This window comes from Methylobacterium sp. 275MFSha3.1 (genome assembly GCF_900108435.1).
In the GTDB taxonomy this organism is placed as follows: Bacteria; Pseudomonadota; Alphaproteobacteria; order Rhizobiales; family Beijerinckiaceae; genus Methylobacterium.
Window position 1 is genome coordinate 229,054 of the sequence record NZ_FNWP01000005.1, and the last position, 19,949, is coordinate 249,002.

Consider the following 19,949-nt stretch of genomic DNA (forward strand, 5'->3'; position numbering starts at 1 on the left):
ATGGCGGATCCCGAGATCCAGTACCGGCCGCTCACGCCCGAGCAGGAGGCGCGCCGCCGCAAGCGCTCGATCGCGATCGCGCTCGCCCTCGGAGCCTGGGTCCTGCTGTTCTTCGTGCTGACGATCGTCAAGCTCGGCCCTCAGATCCTGACCCGGCCGCTCTGAGGCGCCCCCGATGACAGTTCCTCCATCAGGATCGAACCGGGCCGCCACGCGCACCGCCCTCGCCTGCGCGGGTCTCGCCGTGGGCATGATCGGCCTCGCCTTCGCGTCGGTGCCGCTCTACGACGCCTTCTGCAAGGCGACCGGCTACGACGGCACGCCCCGGCAGGGACCGGCCCTCTCGGCCTCCGCGGCGCGGACCGACGACAGCATGGTCGTCCATTTCGACACCAACGTCGCGCCGGGGCTGCCCTGGAAATTCATCCCGGAAGTGAGCAGCGTCGAGGCGAAGCTCGGTGAGACCAAGACGGTCTTCTTCCGCGTGCAGAACACCGGCAGCACGCCCTCGGCGGGTGTGGCGACCTTCAACGTCCAGCCCGGGTTGATGGGTGGTTACTTCGTCAAGATCGCGTGCTTCTGCTTCAACGAGCAGACGCTCCAGCCGGGCGAGACGCTGGACGTGCCGGTGGTGTTCTACGTCGATCCGGCCGTTCGGGACGACTCGAACACCGCGCATCTCTCGGAGATGACGCTCTCCTACACGTACTTCGCCTCCAAGAACGGTCAGCCCGTGAAGGCGGCGATGGCGAAATCGTCTTCCTCGGGAACGAAGGGCGATTTCTGATCGCGGACCCGTGACAACACGGGGCCGCAGCGACTAAAGCTGCGAGCAAGCTTGGGTGTGGTGCGTGCCGCGCCCGGCCTAGGGCAAGCAACGAACAGCGTTAGGCCGGGAACGGTGCAGGGCGCGAGGGTGAGGAGCGACGGGACGATGGCCGAGGCGCACGCCAAGAATCACGACTACCACATCCTGAATCCGAGCCCGTGGCCGTTGATCGGGGCCTTCTCGGGCTTTCTGATGGCGTTCGGCGCCGTGTTCTGGATGAAGAGCCTCACGATCGGCACCCTGGCTCCCGGTCCCTACATCTTCGGGGCCGGCACGATCGGCGTCCTCTACACCATGTTCTCGTGGTGGAAGGACGTCGCGCACGAGGCCAATTCCGGCGACCATACCCGCGTCGTCCAGCTTCACCACCGCTACGGCATGATGATGTTCATCGCCTCCGAGGTGATGTTCTTCGTCGCGTGGTTCTGGGCCTACTTCGAGGCCGCCCTCTACACCGCCGACCCGATCCAGGTCTCGCGCGTGGAGTTCACCGGCGGTGTCTGGCCGCCGAAGGGCATCGAGGCGTTCGATCCCTGGCACCTGCCGCTCCTGAACACGCTGATCCTGCTGACCTCGGGCACCACCGTCACCTGGGCGCACCACGCGCTGATCGAGGGCGACCGCAAGGGCCTGAAGTACGGCCTGTGGCTGACGATCATCCTCGGCGTGCTGTTCACCGCCTGCCAGGCCTACGAGTACAGCCACGCCGAGTTCGGCTTCTCGGGCAGCATCTACTCGTCGACCTTCTTCATGGCGACGGGCTTCCACGGCGCCCACGTCATCATCGGCACGATCTTCCTGGCGGTGTGCCTGTTCCGCGTCTACGCGGGCCAGTTCACCCCGCGTCAGCACCTCGGCTTCGAGTTCGCCGCTTGGTACTGGCACTTCGTCGATGTCGTGTGGCTGTTCCTGTTCGCCGCCATCTACGTGTGGGGTTCGGGGGTCTTCCACGGCGGCGGCGCTCACTGAGCGGAACCATCCCGTCGCCGCATGGCGGATCTGCGAAGGGCGGCTCAGGCCGCCCTTCTGCGTTTCCGACGCCGCGCGAACCCCGTATCGACGAGAACGACCCGCGCGCGGGTCGATGGGGTCCCGCACGGAACAGGTCTGGAGTGTGCCCGTGAACAACCGAACCTACTCGCCGCCTCCGCCGATCCCGACCGGCCTGCGCGGCCGGTGCCCGCGCTGCGGTGAGGGTCACCTGTTCAAAGGGTTCCTGAGCCTGCGCCCCTCCTGCGAGGCGTGCGGGCTCGACTACGCGCATTTCGACTCCGCGGACGGGCCGGCCTTCTTCGTCATGTCGATCGTCGGCCTGATCGTGGTCGGTCTCGCCCTCTGGCTGGAGATCACCTACGAGCCGCCGATCTGGGTCCACGCCCTGGTCGCCCTGACCCTCTCGGTCGGGCTCAGCCTGATCCTGGTGCGGCCCCTCAAGGGCCTGCTGATCGCCCTGCAGTTCAGCAACCGGGCGGAGCAAGGGCGCTTCGAGCCGTGACCGCGAGCGGACCGCACCGGGCCGGCTGGCGCGACCTCGTCGCGCCGGGACTCGCCTCGCTGATCGCCCTGGCCATCCTGCTCGGTCTCGGGACGTGGCAGCTCGAGCGCAGGGCCTGGAAGGAGGATCTCATCGCCCGGATCGTGCGCCAGAGCCGCGCGGAGCCGGTGGCGCCTCCGGCCGCGGATGTCTGGGATGCGGCGCGCGACGAGTTCCGGCATGTCCGGGTTAACGGTCAGTTCCTCAACGACCGGGAGACCCTCGTGCACGGGCTGGCGCCCGGCGAGACGCCGGGCCGCGCCCTGCAGGGCTACTACGTGCTCACGCCGTTCCGCCGGGACGACGGGAGCATGGTGATCATCAACCGGGGTTTCGTTCCCACGGAACTGAAGGCGCAGGGCGATCGCCGGGACGGCCTGATCGACGGGTCGACGACGGTCACCGGCATCCTCCGCGCGAGCGAGGCCCGGGGGATGTTCGTGCCGGAACCGGATCCCGCCCGCGGGGAGTGGTTCAACCGGGACATCGCCGGCATCGCGGCGGCGCGCGGCCTCGGAACGGTCGAGCCCTACCTGATCGAGGCCGACGCCGTTCCCGGGCAGACGACGTGGCCGCGCGGCGGCCAGCTCCGGGTCGACCTGCCGAACAACCACCTGCAATACGCATTCACGTGGTTCGGCCTCGCCGCCTGCCTGATCGGCGTGTTCTCGGTCTTCGCGTGGCGCCGCCTGCACGATTCGCCCGCGGCCCGCGCCGTCTAGGACAAAGCCGCGCGCGCAGGATCTCGGCGAAGAAGAGTCTCGCCGAGATCGGCTGAAAAACGGCAACCCGTTCCTTTGACCGACGGCCATCGCCCCGGAATACTTTCGGTGTTCTTGAGCGATCGGCCGCATTCTGCATAGTGTATTCAGTTCGCGGCGATCATCCGAAGACGACACGGCGCCGGACCGCCGTGCAACTGAGGTAACGCCGGATGACCAGCCATCTCGCCGACGCGGCGGCGCGCGAGCCGATCCGCTTCGCCTACTGGGTGCCCAACGTCTCCGGGGGGCTTGTCATCAGCAAGATCCCCCAGCGCACGAGCTGGGACGCCGAGTACAATCGGAAGCTGGCGCAGATCGCCGAGGAGGCGGGGTTCGATTACGGGCTGACGCAGATCCGGTTCACCGCGGGCTACGGCGCCGAGTACCAGCACGAATCGGTCGCCTTCAGCCACGCCCTGCTGGCCGCGACCACCAAGCTCAAGGTGATCGCCGCGCTCCTGCCCGGTCCCTGGCATCCGACCCTCGCCGCCAAGCAGATCGCCACGATCTCGCAACTCACCGAAGGCCGCATCGCGGTGAACATCGTCTCCGGCTGGTTCTCGGGCGAGTTCCGGGCGATCGGCGAGCCCTGGCTCGACCACGACGAGCGCTACCGCCGGTCGGAGGAGTTCATACGGAGCCTGCGCGGGATCTGGACGCAGGACAGCTTCACCTTCCGCGGCGACTTCTACCGCTACAGCGACTACACGCTGAAGCCGAAGCCGGCGCAGCCGCTGCCCGAGATCTTTCAGGGCGGCTCGTCGCGCGCCGCGCGCGACATGGCGACCCGCGTGTCGGACTGGTACTTCACGAATGGCGGCACGCCGGAGACGATCCGCGCCCAGGTGGACGATATCCGCGCCAAGTCGGCCGAGACCGGCAATCATCCCCGGATCGGCGTCAACGCCTTCGTCATCGCCCGCGACACCGAGGAGGAGGCCCGCGCCGTCCTTCAGGAGATCATCGACAACGCCGACCCGGACGCCGTGAAGGCCTTCGGTCACGAGGTCAAGAATGCCGGCAAGGCCTCGCCGGAAGGGGAAGGCAACTGGGCCAAGTCGAGCTTCGAGGATCTCGTCCAGTACAACGACGGCTTCAAGACCGACCTGATCGGCACGCCCGACCAGATCGCCGAGCGGATCCTGGCGCTCAAGGATGCCGGAGCGGACCTCGCCCTGCTGGCCTTCCTGCATTTCCAGGAGGACGTCGCGTATTTCGGCGCGCACGTGATCCCGCGGGTCCGCGCCCTCGAGGCCGCCCGCGACCGGCGCGCCGAGGCCGCCTGAGCGCCGCCCGCCGAACCGTATCCCGACTGATCGGAGTGAGCCATGAACATCGCCGTCGATGCGCGCACGCTCGAGCCGGAGCACCGCCCGGGCGCTCCCGGCCCCGCGCGGCCGCCCTCACCCGCCCACGTGATCCGTGACGACGCCGAGGCGCTGGCCGTGGCCCACGGGCTCGCGGCCGAGTTCCGGACCGGCGCGTCGGAGCGGGACCGCCACGCCGTGCGACCGCTCGAGGAGCTCGATGCCTTCTCGCAGAGCGGCCTCTGGTCGATCAACGTGCCGCGCGCCTATGGCGGCCCCGAAGTCTCCTACCGGACCCTCGCGCAGGTCATCGCCATCGTCGCGGCCGCCGATCCCGCCATCGCGCAGATCGCCCAGAACCATCTCGGCATCCTGGCGGCGATCCGGACGGTGTCGGACGAGGCGCAGAAGCACCTGCTGTTCGGCGAGGTCTTGCGCGGAACGCGGTTCGGCAACGCCTTCTCGGAGCGCGGCACCAAGCGGGCGGCCGATTTCGACACGCGCTTCACCGATCACGGCGACCACGTCGTGGTGCGGGGCCGGAAGTTCTACGCCACCGGCGCCCTCCTCGCGCACCTGGTCCCGATCGTCGCCCTCGATGCCGAGGGACGCGCCTGGTACGCCATCGCCGAGCGGGACGCGCCCGGGCTCACGGTGATCGACGACTGGTCGAGCTTCGGCCAGCGCGGCACGGCGAGCGGGACCGTGCTGATCGACGACGTGCGCGTGCCCAAGACCCATCTGGTGCCGGCCTGGAAGGGCTACGCAGCGCCGACCGCCGACGGCGCCGTGTTCCAGATCATCCAGGCCGCGGTCGATGCCGGGATCGGCCGCGAGGCCCTCGACGACACCATCGGCTACGTCCGCGAGAAGGCCCGCCCCTGGATCGACAGCGGGCTGGAGCGGGCGTCCGACGATCCCTACACGATCCAGGCGGTCGGCGACCTGACCATCCGGCAGCACGCCGCCGAGGCGCTGCTCGACCGGGCCGGTCTCGCCCTCGACGCGGCCGTCGCGCGGCCGGACGCCGAGACGGTCGCGGTGGCCCAGATCGCGGTCGCCGAGGCGAAGGTGCTGACCACCGAGGTCGCCCTGGCGGCGTCGAACAAGCTGTTCGAGCTGTCGGGGACCCGCTCGACCCTGGCCGCCGAGAATCTCGACCGTCACTGGCGGAACGCGCGCACGCACACGCTGCACGATCCCGTCCGCTGGAAATACGCGATCGTCGGCAACCACGCCCTCAATGGCGTGAACCCGCCGCTCCACGCCTGGAGCTGATCGGCGGCCTACAGCACTGGCAATCCCCGCGCCTTGGCCTCCTCGCCCGGCTCGACGTGGATGGTCACCACCGCCCCGGGGATCGTCGTCTCCAGGGCTGATTCCAGCCGGTCGCAGATCGCGTGCGAATCCTCGACGGTCATCGCGCCGGGGACGACGAGGTGGAAGTCGATGAAGGTCGCCTGACCGGCGGAGCGCGTGCGCACGTCGTGCGCCTCCAGCGCGCCCTCGCCGTGCTGGGAGATGAGCGACCGGATCTGGCTCACCATCTCGGCCGGGGCGGCCCTGTCCATGAGGCCGTCGACCGATTCCCGGACCATGCGGAAGCCGGACCACAGGATGTTCATGGCGACCAGCCCGGCCACCACGGGGTCGAGGACCGGGTAGCCCGTCACCACCACGGCGCCGACGCCGGCCAGGACGCCGCAGGACGTGATTACGTCGGCGAAAACGTGGCGCGCGTCGGCGATCAGGGCCGGCGACCGCCACCGCCTTCCCCAGCGCATCAGTGCCGCCGCCCAGACCGCGTTGACGATCCCGGCCGCGAAGTTGATCGCGAGGCCCACCGCGGGCGCGTCGAGGGCCTTCGGGGCGAGCAGCCCGAAATAGGATTCGCGCAGGATCAGCAGCGCCGCCACCACGATCAGCGCGCCCTCGATCACCGCCGAGAAGAACTCGGCCTTGTGGTGACCGTAGGGATGGTCCTCGTCCGCCGGGCGCGCGGCGACCCGCAGGGCCACGAAGGCGCCGATTGCGGCGACCACGTTGATGATGCTCTCCAGCGCGTCGGAGTACAGGGCGAGGCTGCCGGTGAGCCACGCCGCGTAGAACTTCATCGCCGTGACGGCGAGGCCGATGCCCGCGCTGAAGAGGGCGGCTTTCTGGGTGCGGTCCATGGTTCGCGCCGTTGGGGTGACGCCGCGCCCATACGGCACCGGCCGCGGCCAAGGCCACGGCAAAGGTTCGACGCCGCCGAAAACGTGTTAGCCGCGGCTAAGTCTCCGACGCGCCGCCGTTGTCGCGGGCGGCCTCGCGCCGCCGGCTCGGCTCCGCCTTGGCGCGCGCGGCCTCCGCCTTGCGCAGGAAGCGACGGCGCTGCCAGGCGAAGCGCGCTCCGGCGGCGAGGGTCTCCAGCCGGGCGGCCTCGCGCTCCCAGTACCCGAGGAGCTGCCCGTCGAGGGTGACCCGCCGGGGGCGACCGCGGGGCGTCACGCGTCGCTCCCCCGCGGCGCCGGCGGCTCGCCCGTCTCGGCCACGACCAGGGCGTCCGGATCGCCGCGGAAGCTGCCGGCGCCGGTATTCGGCACCGGGATTCCGGGGCTGCCGAAGGGCTGGCTCGGGTAGGCCGATTCGAACTTCGCGCGGGCGGTGTCGGGATCCTCGGCCTTCAGCACGATCTCGGGCGTGCCGGGGAGCGGCCAGCGGGGATCGGCGGCGTCACGGGGGCGAACGGCGTACCAGGGCATGGATCGGAGGCCTCGCGTCTCGGTGACGCTGGAAACGGACGCGCCCCCCGGCGGTTCCGCGGTTGAAACCGCGTGCCGTTCGGTGCAGGCAGCCGGCGATGCGCGTGGACCTCTTCGATTTCGATCTGCCGGAGACCAGCATCGCCCTGCGCCCGGCCGAGCCGCGCGACGCCGGGCGGATGCTCGTGGTCCGCCCCGGCGCGCCGCTGGCCGACCGGACCGTGCGCGACCTGCCCAACGCCCTCCGGGCCGGCGACGCCCTGGTCTTCAACGACACGCGGGTGATCCCGGCCCGGCTGAACGGCGTGCGCACACGGCCCGGCGCCCCCGGCCAGCGCACCGAGGTGATGCTCCACCTGCGGGAAGCCCCCGACCGCTGGCGCGCCTTCGCGCGTCCGGCCAAGCGGCTCGCGGCGGGCGACGCGCTGCGCTTCGGCGATCTGGCGGCGACCGTTCTCGAGAAGGCCGAGGCCGGGGAGATCGTCCTCGCCTTCGACCGGGCCGGACCAGACCTCGACGCGGCCATCGCCGCGGAGGGTGCCCTGCCGCTGCCCCCCTACATCGCGGGGAAGCGCGCCACGGATGACCGCGACGCCACCGATTACCAGACGGTCTACGCCCGCAATCCGGGGGCGGTCGCGGCTCCCACGGCCGGCCTGCACTTCTCCGACGCGCTGCTGGCCGATCTCGACGCCGCCGGTCTGCGGCGCCACCACGTCACACTGCATGTCGGCGCCGGGACCTTCCTGCCGGTCAAGGCCGAAGATACCGAGGCCCACCGCATGCACGCGGAGATCGGCATCCTCGACGCCGCCACGGCCGAGGCCCTGAACGCCGCGCGGGCCGCGGGCGGCCGGATCGTCGCGGTCGGGACCACGGCGCTGCGGCTGCTGGAGAGCGCGGCCCGACCGGACGGCACGCTCGCGCCCTTCTCGGGACCCACCGAGATCTTCATCACGCCGGGCTACCGGTTCCGCGCGGTCGACGCCCTCGTGACCAATTTCCACCTGCCGCGCTCGACGCTGTTCATGCTGGTCTCGGCGTTCTCAGGTCTCGCGACGATGCGCGCGGCCTACGCGCACGCGATCGCCGCCGGGTACCGGTTCTACTCCTACGGCGACGCCAGCCTGCTCTTCCCGGGCCCGGGCGCGGACACCCCATGACCGACAGCGCACACTTCCGCTTCGACCTGCTGGCCCGGGACGGCACCGCCCGCACCGGCGTGATCGGGACGCCGCGCGGCGAGATCCGGACCCCGGCCTTCATGCCGGTGGGCACGGCCGCGACCGTCAAGGCCATGTACCCCGGCCAGGTCCGCGATCTCGGCGCAGACGTGGTCCTGGGCAACACCTACCACCTGATGCTGCGGCCCGGCCCCGAGCGCATGGCCCGGCTCGGCGGCCTTCACCGCTTCATGAACTGGGACCGGCCGATCCTGACCGATTCCGGCGGCTTCCAGGTGATGTCGCTCTCCGCACTGCGGAAGATCGACGAGCAGGGTGTGACCTTCCGCTCGCACATCGACGGCACCGCGCATCACATGAGCCCGGAGCGCTCCATCGAGATCCAGGGTCTGCTCGGCTCCGACATCCAGATGCAGCTCGACGAGTGCGTCCGCCTGCCGGCGGACCACGGGGCCATCGAGAAGGCCATGCACCTGTCGCTGCGCTGGGCCGAGCGCTGCCGCGTCGCGTTCGGCGAGCAGCCGGGACGGGCCCTGTTCGGCATCGTCCAGGGCGGCGACGTGCCGGCCCTGCGCGTCGAGAGCGCCCGCGCGCTGACGGATCTCGATCTCAAGGGCTACGCGGTGGGCGGCCTCGCCGTCGGCGAGCCGCAGGCGGTCATGTTCGCCATGATCGAGACGGTCGAGCCGCACCTGCCCGCCGGCAAGCCCCGCTACCTGATGGGCGTCGGCACGCCGGACGACATCCTCGGCGCGGTCGCCCGCGGCATCGACATGTTCGACTGCGTGATGCCGACCCGCGCCGGCCGGCACGGCCTCGCCTACACGCGCCACGGACGGGTCAACCTGCGCAACGCCCGCCACGCCGAGGACACCGCGCCGCTCGACGAGAGCTCGACCTGTCCGGCCGCGCGGGACTATTCCCGTGCCTACCTGCATCACCTCGTGCGCTCGAACGAGATCCTCGGGATGATGCTGCTGACCTGGAACAACCTCGCCTACTACCAGGACCTTATGGCCGGCGCGCGCGCGGCGATCCGGGACGGCCGCTACGCGGAGTACTGCGCCGAGACCCGCGCGGGCTGGGCGAGCGCCGAGCGCGCCGCCGCCTGACCGGGCGTCACGGGTGCGCGAGCACCCGGTAGATTCCATCCGGATCGTCGCGGCCGGTGGCGACGGCGCGCGCGAGATCCGAGACGACGCGCGCCGCCACGGGCAGGCGGTAATGCAGCGCGTCCCAGTAATTCGCGTCCCGGGTCGTCAGCGGCGAGATCCGGCGAAAATCCACCACGACCGCGCCCCGGCGCTTCCCGATCGCCGCGGCGCGCGCCTTGCAGGCTTCCTCGCGACGGCCCGCCGCCGATCCCGGTGAGCCCTGCGCCCCCGCGTGCACCGGCATGAAGGCCACGATCTTCAGGGCCTCGGCGGGCACGCGACCGAGGAGATCGTCCAGGCGGTCGAGGGCCGGCATCGGCAGCTCGGGGGCGTCCGCCGCCGCCGAGTCCACGCGGCCTGCGCGGATATGGGCCTGGGCGCGTGCGAGGTCGTAGCGCGCCTCGGGCGGCGTGAAGACCGCGTAGCCGTCTCCGCGAATCCGCGCCCGCGTCAGCCCGAGATCGGCGAGTCCGGCCCGGACGGCCGTCGTGACCGAGCGCAGGCTGACCTGACGCAGGACATCGCCGGGCACGCGGTCCGCGTAGAGCCAGTCGGGAAAGGCATGGGCGGTCCGGGCCGGCGGATCGGCGGCGCACCACGGGGCATCGAGGCCGAACAGGACCGCGCGGATCGGCCGGCGGGCCAGGAACAGCGCGGCGAGCCGACCCTGCTCGTCGGGCGTCGCGGCATTCACCGCCAGATTGGCGAACCGGACACCGAAGGCCGCGTCGAGAGCCTGCGGGTCGAGCAGTCGCGCCGTCGAGGTGCCGAAGACCGCCGCGTCGAACGGCCCCCCGCGGGCGATCTGCGGATAGGAGAGCCGCTGATTGGCATCCATGATCGGTCCCGGCGGATGCCCGGGCGCGGCCCGCAGTCCGTAGGGATCGACCGCGGCCACGAAGCCGATCAGCGCCAAGCCCATGAGGGTGGCGCAGACGAGGAAGCTGCGCGCGAAGCCGACCCATCCAGCGGGTCGCCGGCCGGCTCGATGGTGAGAGGACGGATCCATCGGGCGGCTACATACGCCGTTCGACGGGCCCCGTCGCGGGCATCGCGTGCCCGGCCGCACCGTGGAGGCGGCGGTCGCGCCGACCTGACCCATCCCGCCGGTCGACCGTTCGATACGGGCGAAACGACAAAGCGCGTGAACCGATCGGCCGCCGCCCGTATAGACGGACGAAGGCGTTGCCCGGCACGAGTGGGCGGCGTGGGGAGTCGGCATGACGTTCACGGCACACAACATCCGCCTCGCGGACGGGTCCGAGACCTTGCCCGAGGCGGGCTGGCTGATCGCCGACAGCCCCTGGACCCAGGCGGCCCTGCGCTCGCTCCGGCTGTTCTACGGGCACAGGCTGGCCGGCCGGTCGATCGTCGATCTGGGCTGCCTCGAGGGCGGCTACACGCTCGAATTCGCCCGCGCCGGGATGCGCGCCACCGGTGTCGAGGTGCGCCGCTCCAACTTCGAGAACTGCCTGCGGGTCAAGGAGGGGACGGGCGTCCCCGGCCTCGCCTTCGTCAACGACGACGTGTGGAATCTGGCGGCCCACGGCCCCTTCGATGCCGCCTTCTGCTGCGGACTGCTCTACCACCTCGACAGGCCGGCCGCCTTCATCCGCCTCATGGCCGAATGCGTCCGCGACGTGGTCATCCTGCACACGCATTTCGCGACCGAAACCAACGAGGCCCTGTTCCAGCTCTCGCCGCCCGCCGAGAACGAAGGTCTGCCGGGTCGCTGGATGCACGAGCACGATCTCGACGACACGAGCCAGCTCGAGGCGCACAAATGGACCTCGTGGAGCAACAAGCGCTCCTTCTGGCCCACCAAGCCGGCCCTGATCCAGCTTCTCAAGGAGTGCGGCTTCGACATGGTCTACGAGCAGTACGACATGCTGGGGCACGACATCCGCGGCTCGATGGAGAGCGGCTACTATCACCAGCAGGGCCGGAGCATGTTCGTGGCTATGCGGACCTGAGCGGCTGCGGGGCGGACATAAATTTAGAATTCACCATCTCCAAAGACTTGCACTGATCGGTTCAGTACGCATGTGACCGGCAATGTCCGCTTAATTCCTGCGGCGGATAAATGGCGACATCGGCCTTTTTTCGCAAAGTCCCGCCGCCATGTTCGCGACGAGCCTCGCCCTATGGGTGATAGCCATCCTGCTTCTGCTCTCTTGGTTGCATCTGCAGGAGCGGGTCACCGAGCGGTGTCGCCGCGCGATCCGACCGCAGATCGAGCGCCTGATCATCGAGAACCGGTGGATGGAGCACCACGCGCGCGGAGCGGCCGCGTTCGAGGCGCTCTGGGACCGGGAACTCGTCAGGCTGCACCGCGCCCATCTCTCGCCCCCGCTCCGCGCCTTCGTCCGGTTCCGCGGCTTCAGGCGTCTGGTCAGCGCGGAATTCGCGTCGATCCTGCCGGCCGAGGTCGCGTCCTGGACCTTCGTCGACCGCGTGAGCGCCTCGCAGGCGCATTACGAGGCGCTGATGCTGCGGTGCCTGAAGGCGGCCGGCTGGCGCCTGGATTACCAGGATCAGGACCACTTCGTGCTCCTCCGGGCCCGAAAGCGCGTCGTCGTTTGCCTGCATTGGGCGGACCGCGACGTCGCGTGTCTCCCGATCTCGGACGTCGCGGCGGCGGCGGAGCGCGCCGGGTCGACCACGGCGTGCGTGATGACCAATGGCCGTTTCAGCGGCGCGGCGCGCGCCATGGCGGAGGAGCAGAACGTCCTGGCGCTGCACTGCTCGCAGTTCGACCTGCTGCTGCCCCGGGACAAGTCGACGGTCGCGCCCCGCACGGCCCGCGGAACCGGTTTCAAACTCGCCGCCTGACCGCGCTCGGACCCCGCGTCGTGCGATGAGGGCCCATGAGAATGACGACAACCCGCACGGCCGCGCGCCGGGTCCATTCCTCGACGCGCCTCCCTCTGTCCCGCCGATGAACTGACCGGCTCACTTGCTTTCGTCAGGGACAGGCGCGATGCTCCTCTACGCATCGAGCGCCCCAGGCCTCGCCCGCCGGTCCGCCGTTGCGGGCATCGTCTTCCGCGATCGGACTAACGCTCGCTTCACCATCCCGGCCGGACGCTGAGGCCGAATCGTGGTCCGAGCCGTTGAGGCGCATGGATCAGTCCGCAGCCCTCAGAACGGACCACCCCGCGACCGAACAGGACGCTCTCGCCGAGTTGCCGGCGGGCGATTTCGTCAGGCGATGGCGGCAGATCACCGGCGAGCCGCCGGCCATTCTCCTGAGCTCACGGTCCGAGATGATCGCGCTGCTCGTGGAGAGCGTGCCCATGGCGCCCCTGATCCCGCAGGGCGAGAGCCCCGGCACGGCGGGGTCCGGGGAGACTCCGTCCCAGGATCGCGGCTCGGACGGGCCAGACGGGGCGGCCTCAGGATCCTCCACGCGCAGTAATCAGCGGGGCGCGAGCCAGGGACCGGCCTGATGCGGAGCCGGGATGGCGCGACGCCTTCGGTCCGGTCGAGGTGGCCGCGTTCGCGAGAGTCTGGGAATATGCGGACGCCGACCAGCGAGGCCACACGTCATCCGTCCGCGAGGTCCCTTGCGAAGGGTGACCGTTCGTCTCGCTGAACTTGAGATCGCGGGAATTTTGGTCGGAGTGGCAGGATTTGAACCTGCGACCCCCACGTCCCGAACGTGGTGCGCTACCAGACTGCGCTACACTCCGAAGGCCGTCCCGCGTGTCCGCCAGGGCCAGCGAGCGGGTGTATAGCCGCGCCTTTCCCGCACCGCAAGCGCGCTGTTGCGCCTTTTCAGCCCAGATGATCGGGCCAGTCGTCCGGGAGACGGTGGCAGGTGATCTCCGCCTCCGCGGATCGGGTCGCCACCGTGGCGACGTGATCGCGCCCGCAATCGACCTCGGCTAGGCTCCAAGGACCGTCCAGGTTCCAGGACGCGTCGCCGTCGGCCCGGAGAAGGCGCGGCGCTTCGGGCGGAACGCTGACGCTGAACCGATCGAGGGGCAGCGACAGGCCGCTGCCCAAAGCCTTCACCACCGCCTCCTTGCGGGTCCACAGTCCGAAGAAGCGCCGTTCGACCGAGCTTCGCGGGGCCCCGGCCAGGGCCGTCACCTCGTCGGCGGCGAAATGGGCCGCCGCGATCCGCAGCGCGTCCGCGATCGGCCGCACGGCCTCGACATCGACGCCGATCGCCGCGCCGCGGGTGAGCCCGATCAGCGCGCGCGCCCCGGAATGGGAGAGGTTGAAGTCGGCGGCGCCCCGTGCCGGGCCCGCGAGCTCCGGCCTGCCGCCGGCTCCGGCGGCGAACTCGACGTCGGCCGGCGCGAGACTGAGCGCGTCGCCGAGGACCAGCCGCAGCGCGGCGTGGCTGGCGCGGAACCGCGCCCGATCCGCCGGACGCAGGAAACGGTCAGCCCGCGCGCGCTCCGCGGCGTCGAGGATGGCATCGCACCGGTCGAGCTGGCTCGGAGACAGGACGAGGTCGACGATCCAGACCTGCACCGCGCTCACGCGACACCTCGCGAGGCGGGAGCTGGGGCGCTAGCGTCGGGAGAGCGAAACGGCACGGGCGACGATCCGATGGGGCAGGAATGAGCAGCATCGGATCGCGGCCCGTCTCCTGCAAGAAGCGCCGCGCGCGGTGACGCGGTCCAGCGCGGATCTCCGCGTCGGCCTCCTGGGTAGACCGAGCCTCGGCCAGCGGTCCGTCCGCTACGCCGTCTTCTTCGCCACCTACCTCTACCAGGGCCTCGTCGCGGGTTTCTCGCTGACGGCGCTCGCCAACCACCTCGCGGCCAGGGGCGTCCCGGCAACCGAGGTCGGGCTGCACTTCGCCCTGACCGGCCTGCCCTGGACGCTGCAGCCGCTGCTGTGGGGGCCCTGGGTGGACCGGGCCGGGGACACGCGGATGGGACGGCGCCGGCCCTTCGCGGTCGCCGCGCTGGTCGGATGCCACGCGACGCTGGCGCTGCTCCTCATCGCCGGGGGCGACGCCGTCGGCGCGCTCGGTCCGGTCTTCCTCGTCCACAGCCTGTTCGCCTCGCTCCTCGATACCGCCTGCGACCGGATGATCATGGACCACGTCCCCACCCGGGAACTCGGCCGGGTCAGCGCCTGCACCCGCGCGGGCTTCGTGGCCGGAACGAGCCTCAGCGCCGCCGTGTTCGGATGGACGCTCGCGAACTGGGGTTTCGCCGCGAGCGCCCGCTGGCTGCTCGTCGCCGCGCTCGTCGCGAGCCTGCCGATGCTGCTGGTCCGCGAGGCGCCGGCCGATCCGCTCTGGTCGCTCGAGCGCCGGGGACCGGCGCCGCGGCGCCTCCCGTTCCGCCGCTTCCTGCGCCGCACCGTGATCGCCCTGCGCCGCCCGCGCGCCCTGCGGCTGCTCGCCCTGTGCTTCGGCCTCGACGCGGCCCTCGGCCTGTTCGAGCTGCCCTTCTCGATCGACCTCCTCCAGCGTCAGGGCTGGGAGGCCGCGAGCCTGTCGCGTCTCCAGGCTTTCCTGACCCTGGTGAGCGGCACGGCCGGTGCGGTCGCGGTGGGACTCTGGTCGGACCGCGCGGGCGCGGCGTCGCCGCTTCGCGCCCTGCTGCTGGGCAGTGCCGTCACCTTCGTGCTGGCCGGGATCCTGATCGGCGCCGGCCTCGTCGGGGCCGCGGCGCCGGCGATCCTGGCGCTCACCAGCGTGCTGCCCGGCCTGCTGATCGTCGCCCTGATGCCGGCCCTGCTCGCGGCGAGCCGGGGCCGCCCGGGCGCGGCCACGCAGTTCGAGGTCTACATGGCGGCCATGAACCTCGGCTCGGTCGCCGGGACGGCGGTCGCGGGCTGGCTGGCCCCGGTCCTGCCGCTGCAAGCAATCGCCGCCCTCGTCGCCGCGACGTTCTTCGCGGCCTTCCGGATGGCGGGGCGCGGCGATCTGCTCGGTGCCCGCCGGTGAGGGAATCGGGGATCGCGCGCCGCGGCCGGCTCCCCGCCGGCCGCCGATGCGTTAGAACCCCGGCATGGCCGCCACGAAATCCGAACCGCTCGATCTCGACCTCAGCGCCGAGGAAGCGCGCGCCGAGTACGCGCGGCTGTCGGACGCGCTCCTGGAGGCCGACCGCCTCTACTACCAGGAGGACGCGCCCGAGATATCGGACGCCGAGTACGACCGGCTGCGCCGCCGCCTGGAGGACATCGAGGCCCGATTCCCCGATCTCGCCGGCACGGGCGCCGCCAGCACGTCGGTCGGCGCCAAGCCCTCGGAGAAGTTCGCCAAGGTGCGGCACGCCGTGCCGATGCTCTCGCTGGGCAACGCCTTCGACGACGCGGAGGTGGCCGAGTTCGTCGCGCGCGTGCGCCGCTTCCTCGGCTGGCCGGACGACGCCCCCCTCGCCTTCACGGCAGAGCCGAAGATCGACGGCCTGTCCCTGTCCCTGCGCTACGTGAACGGCCGGCTCGACACCGCCGCCACCCGCGGCGACGGCGAGGTGGGCGAGAACGTCACGGCCAACGCCCGCACGGTGCAGGACATCCCGGCGGTGCTCGCGGGGTCCGGCTGGCCGGAGATCTGCGAGGTGCGCGGGGAGGTCTACCTGTCCCACGCCGACTTCGCCGCCATCAACGCCCGGCAGGAGGCGGCCGGCAAGCCGCTCTTCGCCAACCCGCGCAACGCCGCCGCCGGCAGCCTGCGCCAGCTCGATCCCGCGATCACCGCGTCCCGGCCGCTGCGATTCTTCGCCTATGCCTGGGGCGAGCTGTCGGCGCCGATCGCCGACACGCAGACCGGCGTGCTGGAGCACTTCGCGGCCTGGGGCCTGCCGGTGAACCCGCGGACCCAGACCTTCACCGACACGGAGGCGATGCTCGCCCATTACCGCGGCATCGAGGCCGACCGGGCCGGGCTCGGCTACGACATCGACGGCGTCGTCTACAAGGTCGACGACCTCGCGCTCCAGAAGCGGCTGGGCTTCGTCTCGCGCTCGCCCCGCTGGGCGCTCGCCCACAAATTCGCTGCCCAGGAAGCCACCACGGTCGTCGAGGACATCGTCATCAATGTCGGCCGCACAGGCTCGCTGAACCCGCTCGCCAAGCTCCGTCCCGTGACGGTCGGCGGCGTCGTCGTGTCGAACGCCACCCTGCACAACGAGGGCTACGTGAAGGGCGTCGGCGCCGACGGCGAGCCGATCCGCGACGGCCGCGACATCCGCGTCGGCGACACGGTCACGGTGGTCCGGGCCGGCGACGTCATCCCGAAGGTCATGGATGTCGACCTCACGAAGCGCCCGGCCGACTCGCGGCCCTACGCCTTCCCGGAGACCTGCCCGGCCTGCGGCAGCCGCGCCGTCCGCGCCGTCAACCCCCGCACCGGCCGGCCCGACGCGGTGCGCCGCTGCACCGGCGGGCTGATCTGCCCGGCGCAGGGCGTCGAGCGGATGAAGCACTTCGTGTCGCGCAACGGCTTCGACCTCGAGGGTTTCGGCGAGACCTACATCGAGGTCCTGTTCGAGGCCGGGCTCGTGCGCCAGCCCGCCGACCTGTTCCGCCTCGACTTCGAGGAACTCAAAGCCGCCATCGTGGCGCGGCGCGAGGCGCTCTCGGCCGAGCGGCGCGCAGATTCGGGGACGGCCGAGCCGCCGAAGAAGGCCGCCAAGAAGAAGGGCGACGACGAAGACAAGGCGATCCGGAACCTGCTCGCCGCCGTCGAGGCGCGGCGCGCCGTGCCGATGAACCGCCTGCTCTTCGCCCTCGGCATCCCGCAGATCGGCGAGGCGACCGCCAAGGCGCTGGCGAAGCGCTTCGCCGAGATGCCGACGCTGATCGCGGCGATCCGCGAGGCCGCGGCGGCGCAGCCCGGTCCCGACTGGGTCGAGCTCACCGCGGTGCCGCGCGTCGGGGGCACGACCCGGGACCGGCTCCTCGATCTCGGCTTCCCGGAGGACGACGCGGCGCCGGCCAAGGAGCGGGCGCGCCTGAGCGCCGTCCAGCGCGAGAACCTCCTCGCCCATTACGGCGACGTCGACGCGGTACGCGCGGCGATCGCGCGGGCTGCGGCGCAGCGTCCCGGCGACGCCTACCGGGTCTTCGCCGACGACGGCGAGATCGGCCCGGTGGCGACCGACGCGCTGCTCCTGTTCTTCTCCGAGCCGCACAATGCCGACGCCGTCACGGCCCTGCTCGACGCGGTCGCGGTGCAGCCGATGGAGCGGGCCGCCGCGGCCTCAGCGTTCGCGGGAAAGACCGTGGTCTTCACCGGCACCCTGGAGAAGATGACCCGCAACGAGGCCAAGGCGGTAGCCGAGCGCCTGGGCGCGAAGGTCTCGGGCTCGGTCTCGGCCAAGACCGACCTGGTGGTGGCCGGCCCCGGTGCGGGCTCGAAACTGAAGGACGCGCAGAAGCACGGCGTCCGGGTCGTCTCGGAGGACGACTGGCTGGCGATGGTGGCGCAGGGTTGAAGCCCGAGTCCGGGCGGCCTAGACCTCTCGGGGAACACCCCGAGAACTTCCACCCGGCATGGTTGAGCCTCGATGACGGTCCTGGCCCTCGACTTCGAGACGGCCAACGAGCGGCGCGACAGCGCCTGCGCGGTGGGTCTGGCCTGGATCGCCGACGGCCGCGTCGTGCGCCGCGAGAGCCACCTGATCCGGCCGCCCGAGATGCGGTTCGCACCGGGCAACATCCGCGTCCACGGGATCCTGCCGGCCGACGTCGCCGACAAGCCCGACTTCGCCGCCGTCATGGCGCCCTATCTCGGCGATCTCGGGCGGGGGCTGATCCTGGCGCACAACGCGAGCTTCGATATCGGCGTCCTGCGCGCCGGGCTGACGCGGGCCGGCCTGCCGGTCCCCGATCTCGCCTATCTCTGCACGGTCCAGGTGGCACGCCGGGTCTTCCCGGCGCCGGAGGGCTGCGGGCTCGGCAAGGTCGCGCGGCGCCTCGGCATCCGCTTCGAGCACCACGACGCCGGCGAGGACGCCTTCGCCTGCGCGGAGATCGCGCTCGCCGCGATGCGCGAGCGGGCGGTCGCGGACGTGCACGCCCTCGCGGCCGCGCTCGGCCTCCCGGTCGCGCGGGCGGTCGGCGGTCCCGCCGTGCCGCGCCGCGTGCCGGGTGCGATCAGCGCCCGGGCCGTGGCAAGCTTCCCCGACGCGCCGGCGGCCCTGCGGTTCGCCATGCGCGGCTCGACCGGCAACCGCTACCACGTCAGCCTGGAGGAGCGGCCGGGGGGCCCGGAGCTGCGCTGCACCTGCACGGCCGGCCGCTACGGCATGCGCTGCCGCCACGTGAAGGCGCTGGAGGTCGGCGACATCACCGATCTGCTCTCGGACAATGCCGGCGACGTCGTGCTCCTCGCCCGCATGCTCGGCGCGAAGACCCGGGTCGCGGGCGCGGCCTGACCGGGCTCAGGCCGCGTCGAGGCAGGCGCGGAAGGCCGCGACGGCGCGGTCGATGTCGGCCGCCGCGATGTGCCGGTGCGTGACGAGCCGCAGCCGCCGCGGGCCGAGCGGGCGCGTGCGGATGCCGGCCGCGTCGAGATCCGCGACCCAGCGCGCGCTGTCCCGCCCGGTCCGAGAGAGGTCGACCTGCACGATGTTGGTCTGCGGCAGGTTCGCCGCGAGGCGCGGCAGGGCGTTCAGCCCGGCGCTCAGCTGCCGGGCCCGGTCGTGGTCCTCGACGAGGCGCGCGCCCATGACGGTGATCGCCTCGAGACCGGCGGCCGCCACGATCCCGACCTGCCGCTGCGTCCCGCCGATCATCTTCCGCAGGCGCCGTGCCGCCGCGATCACCGGTCCGTCGCCGGCGAGCACGGCGCCGACCGGGGCGCTGAGGCCCTTCGAGAGGCACAGCGACACGGTGTCGACATGGGCCGCGAGGTCCGCCGGCGCGACCCCGAGATGGGTGGCGGCATTGAACAGGCGGGCCCCGTCGAGATGGACCGTGATGCCGCGCGCGCGGGCGATCTGCGCCACCGCGGCCATGTGGTCCGGCGGCAGCACGGTGCCGCCGGCGGCGTTGTGCGAGGTCTCCAGCGCGATCATGGCCGTCGACAGCGGGCTCGCGCTCGGCCGGAGGGCGTCCTCGAGCCGGTCGAGGTCCATGGCGCCGTCGGTCCCGGCGATCCCGTCCAGGAACGCCCCGGTCAGGGTGGCGGCCCCGCGCTCGGTGTGGAGCATGTGGGCCTGGGCCTCGAGCAGCACCTGCTCGCTGCGCTGAACCTGGGCCAGGATCGCCAGCAGGTTGCCCATCGTGCAGCTCGGCACGAACAGGGCCGCCGCCTTGCCGAGCATCGCGGCGGCGGTCTCCTCCAGCGCGCGGGCGGTCGGGTCGGCGTCGAGCCCGTCGTCGCCCAGCGGCGCCGACCGCATCCGGGCGTACATCGCCTCGGTCGGCCGCGTGACGGTGTCGCTCCGCAGGTCGACCGCGGACGGCGCGTCCGTGGCTTCGCCGTGATCGTCTCGCATGTCGGTCTCGCC

General features: G+C 71.6%; 20 protein-coding genes and 1 tRNA gene. 14 read left to right on the plus strand and 7 right to left on the minus strand.

Going from position 1 to position 19,949, the window contains the following annotated elements:
• The 7 genes from BLW78_RS31315 to BLW78_RS07515 all read left to right on the plus strand — a co-directional run bounded on the left by BLW78_RS31315 (position 1) and on the right by BLW78_RS07515 (position 5,712).
• The gene (locus BLW78_RS31315; protein ID WP_020091409.1) at positions 1–165 is read left to right on the plus strand and encodes a hypothetical protein; all 165 of its coding nucleotides are present in this window, start codon (positions 1–3) and stop codon (positions 163–165) included.
• Positions 166–175: 10 nt separating this feature from the next.
• Positions 176–787, plus strand: coding sequence for a cytochrome c oxidase assembly protein (locus tag BLW78_RS07490; protein WP_091678098.1), 612 nt, complete (start codon positions 176–178; stop codon positions 785–787).
• A gap of 147 nt (positions 788–934) precedes the next feature.
• Positions 935–1,798 (plus strand): cytochrome c oxidase subunit 3, encoded by an 864-nt coding sequence (locus tag BLW78_RS07495; RefSeq protein WP_020091407.1) that lies wholly within the window; start codon positions 935–937, stop codon positions 1,796–1,798.
• Between the two features lie 115 nt (positions 1,799–1,913).
• Positions 1,914–2,324, plus strand: a complete 411-nt coding sequence (locus BLW78_RS07500) for a DUF983 domain-containing protein (protein WP_170855114.1) — start codon at positions 1,914–1,916, stop codon at positions 2,322–2,324.
• A complete protein-coding gene (locus BLW78_RS07505; protein WP_091678101.1) occupies positions 2,321–3,085 on the plus strand; it encodes an SURF1 family protein in 765 nt (254 codons plus the stop codon). The genes BLW78_RS07500 and BLW78_RS07505 overlap by 4 nt, the downstream gene beginning before the upstream one ends.
• A 212-nt stretch (positions 3,086–3,297) precedes the next feature.
• On the plus strand, positions 3,298–4,413 hold the full coding sequence (sfnG, locus tag BLW78_RS07510; RefSeq protein ID WP_091678104.1) for a dimethylsulfone monooxygenase SfnG: 1,116 nt from the start codon (positions 3,298–3,300) through the stop codon (positions 4,411–4,413).
• A gap of 42 nt (positions 4,414–4,455) precedes the next feature.
• Positions 4,456–5,712 (plus strand): SfnB family sulfur acquisition oxidoreductase, encoded by a 1,257-nt coding sequence (locus BLW78_RS07515; protein WP_091678107.1) that lies wholly within the window; start codon positions 4,456–4,458, stop codon positions 5,710–5,712.
• Between the two features lie 8 nt (positions 5,713–5,720).
• On the opposite strand, the gene BLW78_RS07520 is transcribed toward BLW78_RS07515, so the two are convergent.
• The 3 genes from BLW78_RS07520 to BLW78_RS07530 form a co-directional block, all read right to left on the minus strand.
• Positions 5,721–6,608, minus strand: a complete 888-nt coding sequence (locus BLW78_RS07520; RefSeq protein ID WP_056522056.1) for a cation diffusion facilitator family transporter — start codon at positions 6,606–6,608, stop codon at positions 5,721–5,723.
• Positions 6,609–6,705: 97 nt separating this feature from the next.
• The gene (locus tag BLW78_RS07525; RefSeq protein ID WP_020091401.1) at positions 6,706–6,924 is read right to left on the minus strand and encodes a hypothetical protein; all 219 of its coding nucleotides are present in this window, start codon (positions 6,922–6,924) and stop codon (positions 6,706–6,708) included.
• On the minus strand, positions 6,921–7,178 hold the full coding sequence (locus BLW78_RS07530) for a hypothetical protein (RefSeq protein ID WP_091678110.1): 258 nt from the start codon (positions 7,176–7,178) through the stop codon (positions 6,921–6,923). Before BLW78_RS07530 ends, BLW78_RS07525 begins: the two co-directional genes overlap by 4 nt.
• A gap of 98 nt (positions 7,179–7,276) precedes the next feature.
• Here BLW78_RS07530 and queA point away from each other — a divergent pair, with 98 nt between their 5' ends.
• On the plus strand, positions 7,277–8,341 hold the full coding sequence (gene queA, locus BLW78_RS07535; protein WP_091678112.1) for a tRNA preQ1(34) S-adenosylmethionine ribosyltransferase-isomerase QueA: 1,065 nt from the start codon (positions 7,277–7,279) through the stop codon (positions 8,339–8,341).
• Positions 8,338–9,474, plus strand: coding sequence for a tRNA guanosine(34) transglycosylase Tgt (tgt, locus tag BLW78_RS07540; RefSeq protein WP_091678115.1), 1,137 nt, complete (start codon positions 8,338–8,340; stop codon positions 9,472–9,474). The genes queA and tgt overlap by 4 nt, the downstream gene beginning before the upstream one ends.
• Before the next feature lie 7 nt (positions 9,475–9,481).
• Here tgt and BLW78_RS07545 read toward each other — a convergent pair whose 3' ends face one another.
• Positions 9,482–10,525 (minus strand): hypothetical protein, encoded by a 1,044-nt coding sequence (locus tag BLW78_RS07545; RefSeq protein WP_091678117.1) that lies wholly within the window; start codon positions 10,523–10,525, stop codon positions 9,482–9,484.
• A gap of 211 nt (positions 10,526–10,736) precedes the next feature.
• On the opposite strand from BLW78_RS07545, the gene BLW78_RS07550 reads away from it, so the two are divergent.
• Entirely contained in the window at positions 10,737–11,489 is a 753-nt protein-coding gene (locus BLW78_RS07550; protein WP_091678120.1) for a class I SAM-dependent methyltransferase, read from the plus strand.
• 148 nt (positions 11,490–11,637) lie between these two features.
• Positions 11,638–12,348, plus strand: coding sequence for a restriction endonuclease (locus BLW78_RS07555; protein ID WP_091678122.1), 711 nt, complete (start codon positions 11,638–11,640; stop codon positions 12,346–12,348).
• Between the two features lie 783 nt (positions 12,349–13,131).
• Here the strand turns inward: BLW78_RS07555 and BLW78_RS07565 are convergent.
• Together BLW78_RS07565 and BLW78_RS07570 are read right to left on the minus strand one after the other, a co-directional pair.
• A tRNA-Pro gene (locus BLW78_RS07565) sits at positions 13,132–13,208 on the minus strand.
• Positions 13,209–13,293: 85 nt separating this feature from the next.
• Complete coding sequence (locus tag BLW78_RS07570) at positions 13,294–14,010, minus strand: 4'-phosphopantetheinyl transferase family protein (protein ID WP_091678127.1); 717 nt, start codon at positions 14,008–14,010, stop codon at positions 13,294–13,296.
• 130 nt (positions 14,011–14,140) lie between these two features.
• Between BLW78_RS07570 and BLW78_RS07575 the strand changes: the two genes are divergently transcribed.
• The 3 genes from BLW78_RS07575 to BLW78_RS07585 all read left to right on the plus strand — a co-directional run bounded on the left by BLW78_RS07575 (position 14,141) and on the right by BLW78_RS07585 (position 18,872).
• Positions 14,141–15,433, plus strand: coding sequence for an MFS transporter (locus BLW78_RS07575; protein WP_091678130.1), 1,293 nt, complete (start codon positions 14,141–14,143; stop codon positions 15,431–15,433).
• A 64-nt stretch (positions 15,434–15,497) separates the two neighbouring features.
• Complete coding sequence (ligA, locus tag BLW78_RS07580) at positions 15,498–17,930, plus strand: NAD-dependent DNA ligase LigA (protein WP_091678133.1); 2,433 nt, start codon at positions 15,498–15,500, stop codon at positions 17,928–17,930.
• Positions 17,931–18,002: 72 nt separating this feature from the next.
• Positions 18,003–18,872: a 3'-5' exonuclease gene (locus BLW78_RS07585; RefSeq protein WP_091678135.1), complete on the plus strand. Its 870-nt coding sequence runs from the start codon at positions 18,003–18,005 to the stop codon at positions 18,870–18,872.
• A 6-nt stretch (positions 18,873–18,878) separates the two neighbouring features.
• On the opposite strand, the gene BLW78_RS07590 is transcribed toward BLW78_RS07585, so the two are convergent.
• Positions 18,879–19,937 (minus strand): GntG family PLP-dependent aldolase, encoded by a 1,059-nt coding sequence (locus tag BLW78_RS07590; RefSeq protein WP_091678138.1) that lies wholly within the window; start codon positions 19,935–19,937, stop codon positions 18,879–18,881.
• Between the last annotated feature and the right edge of the window lie 12 nt (positions 19,938–19,949).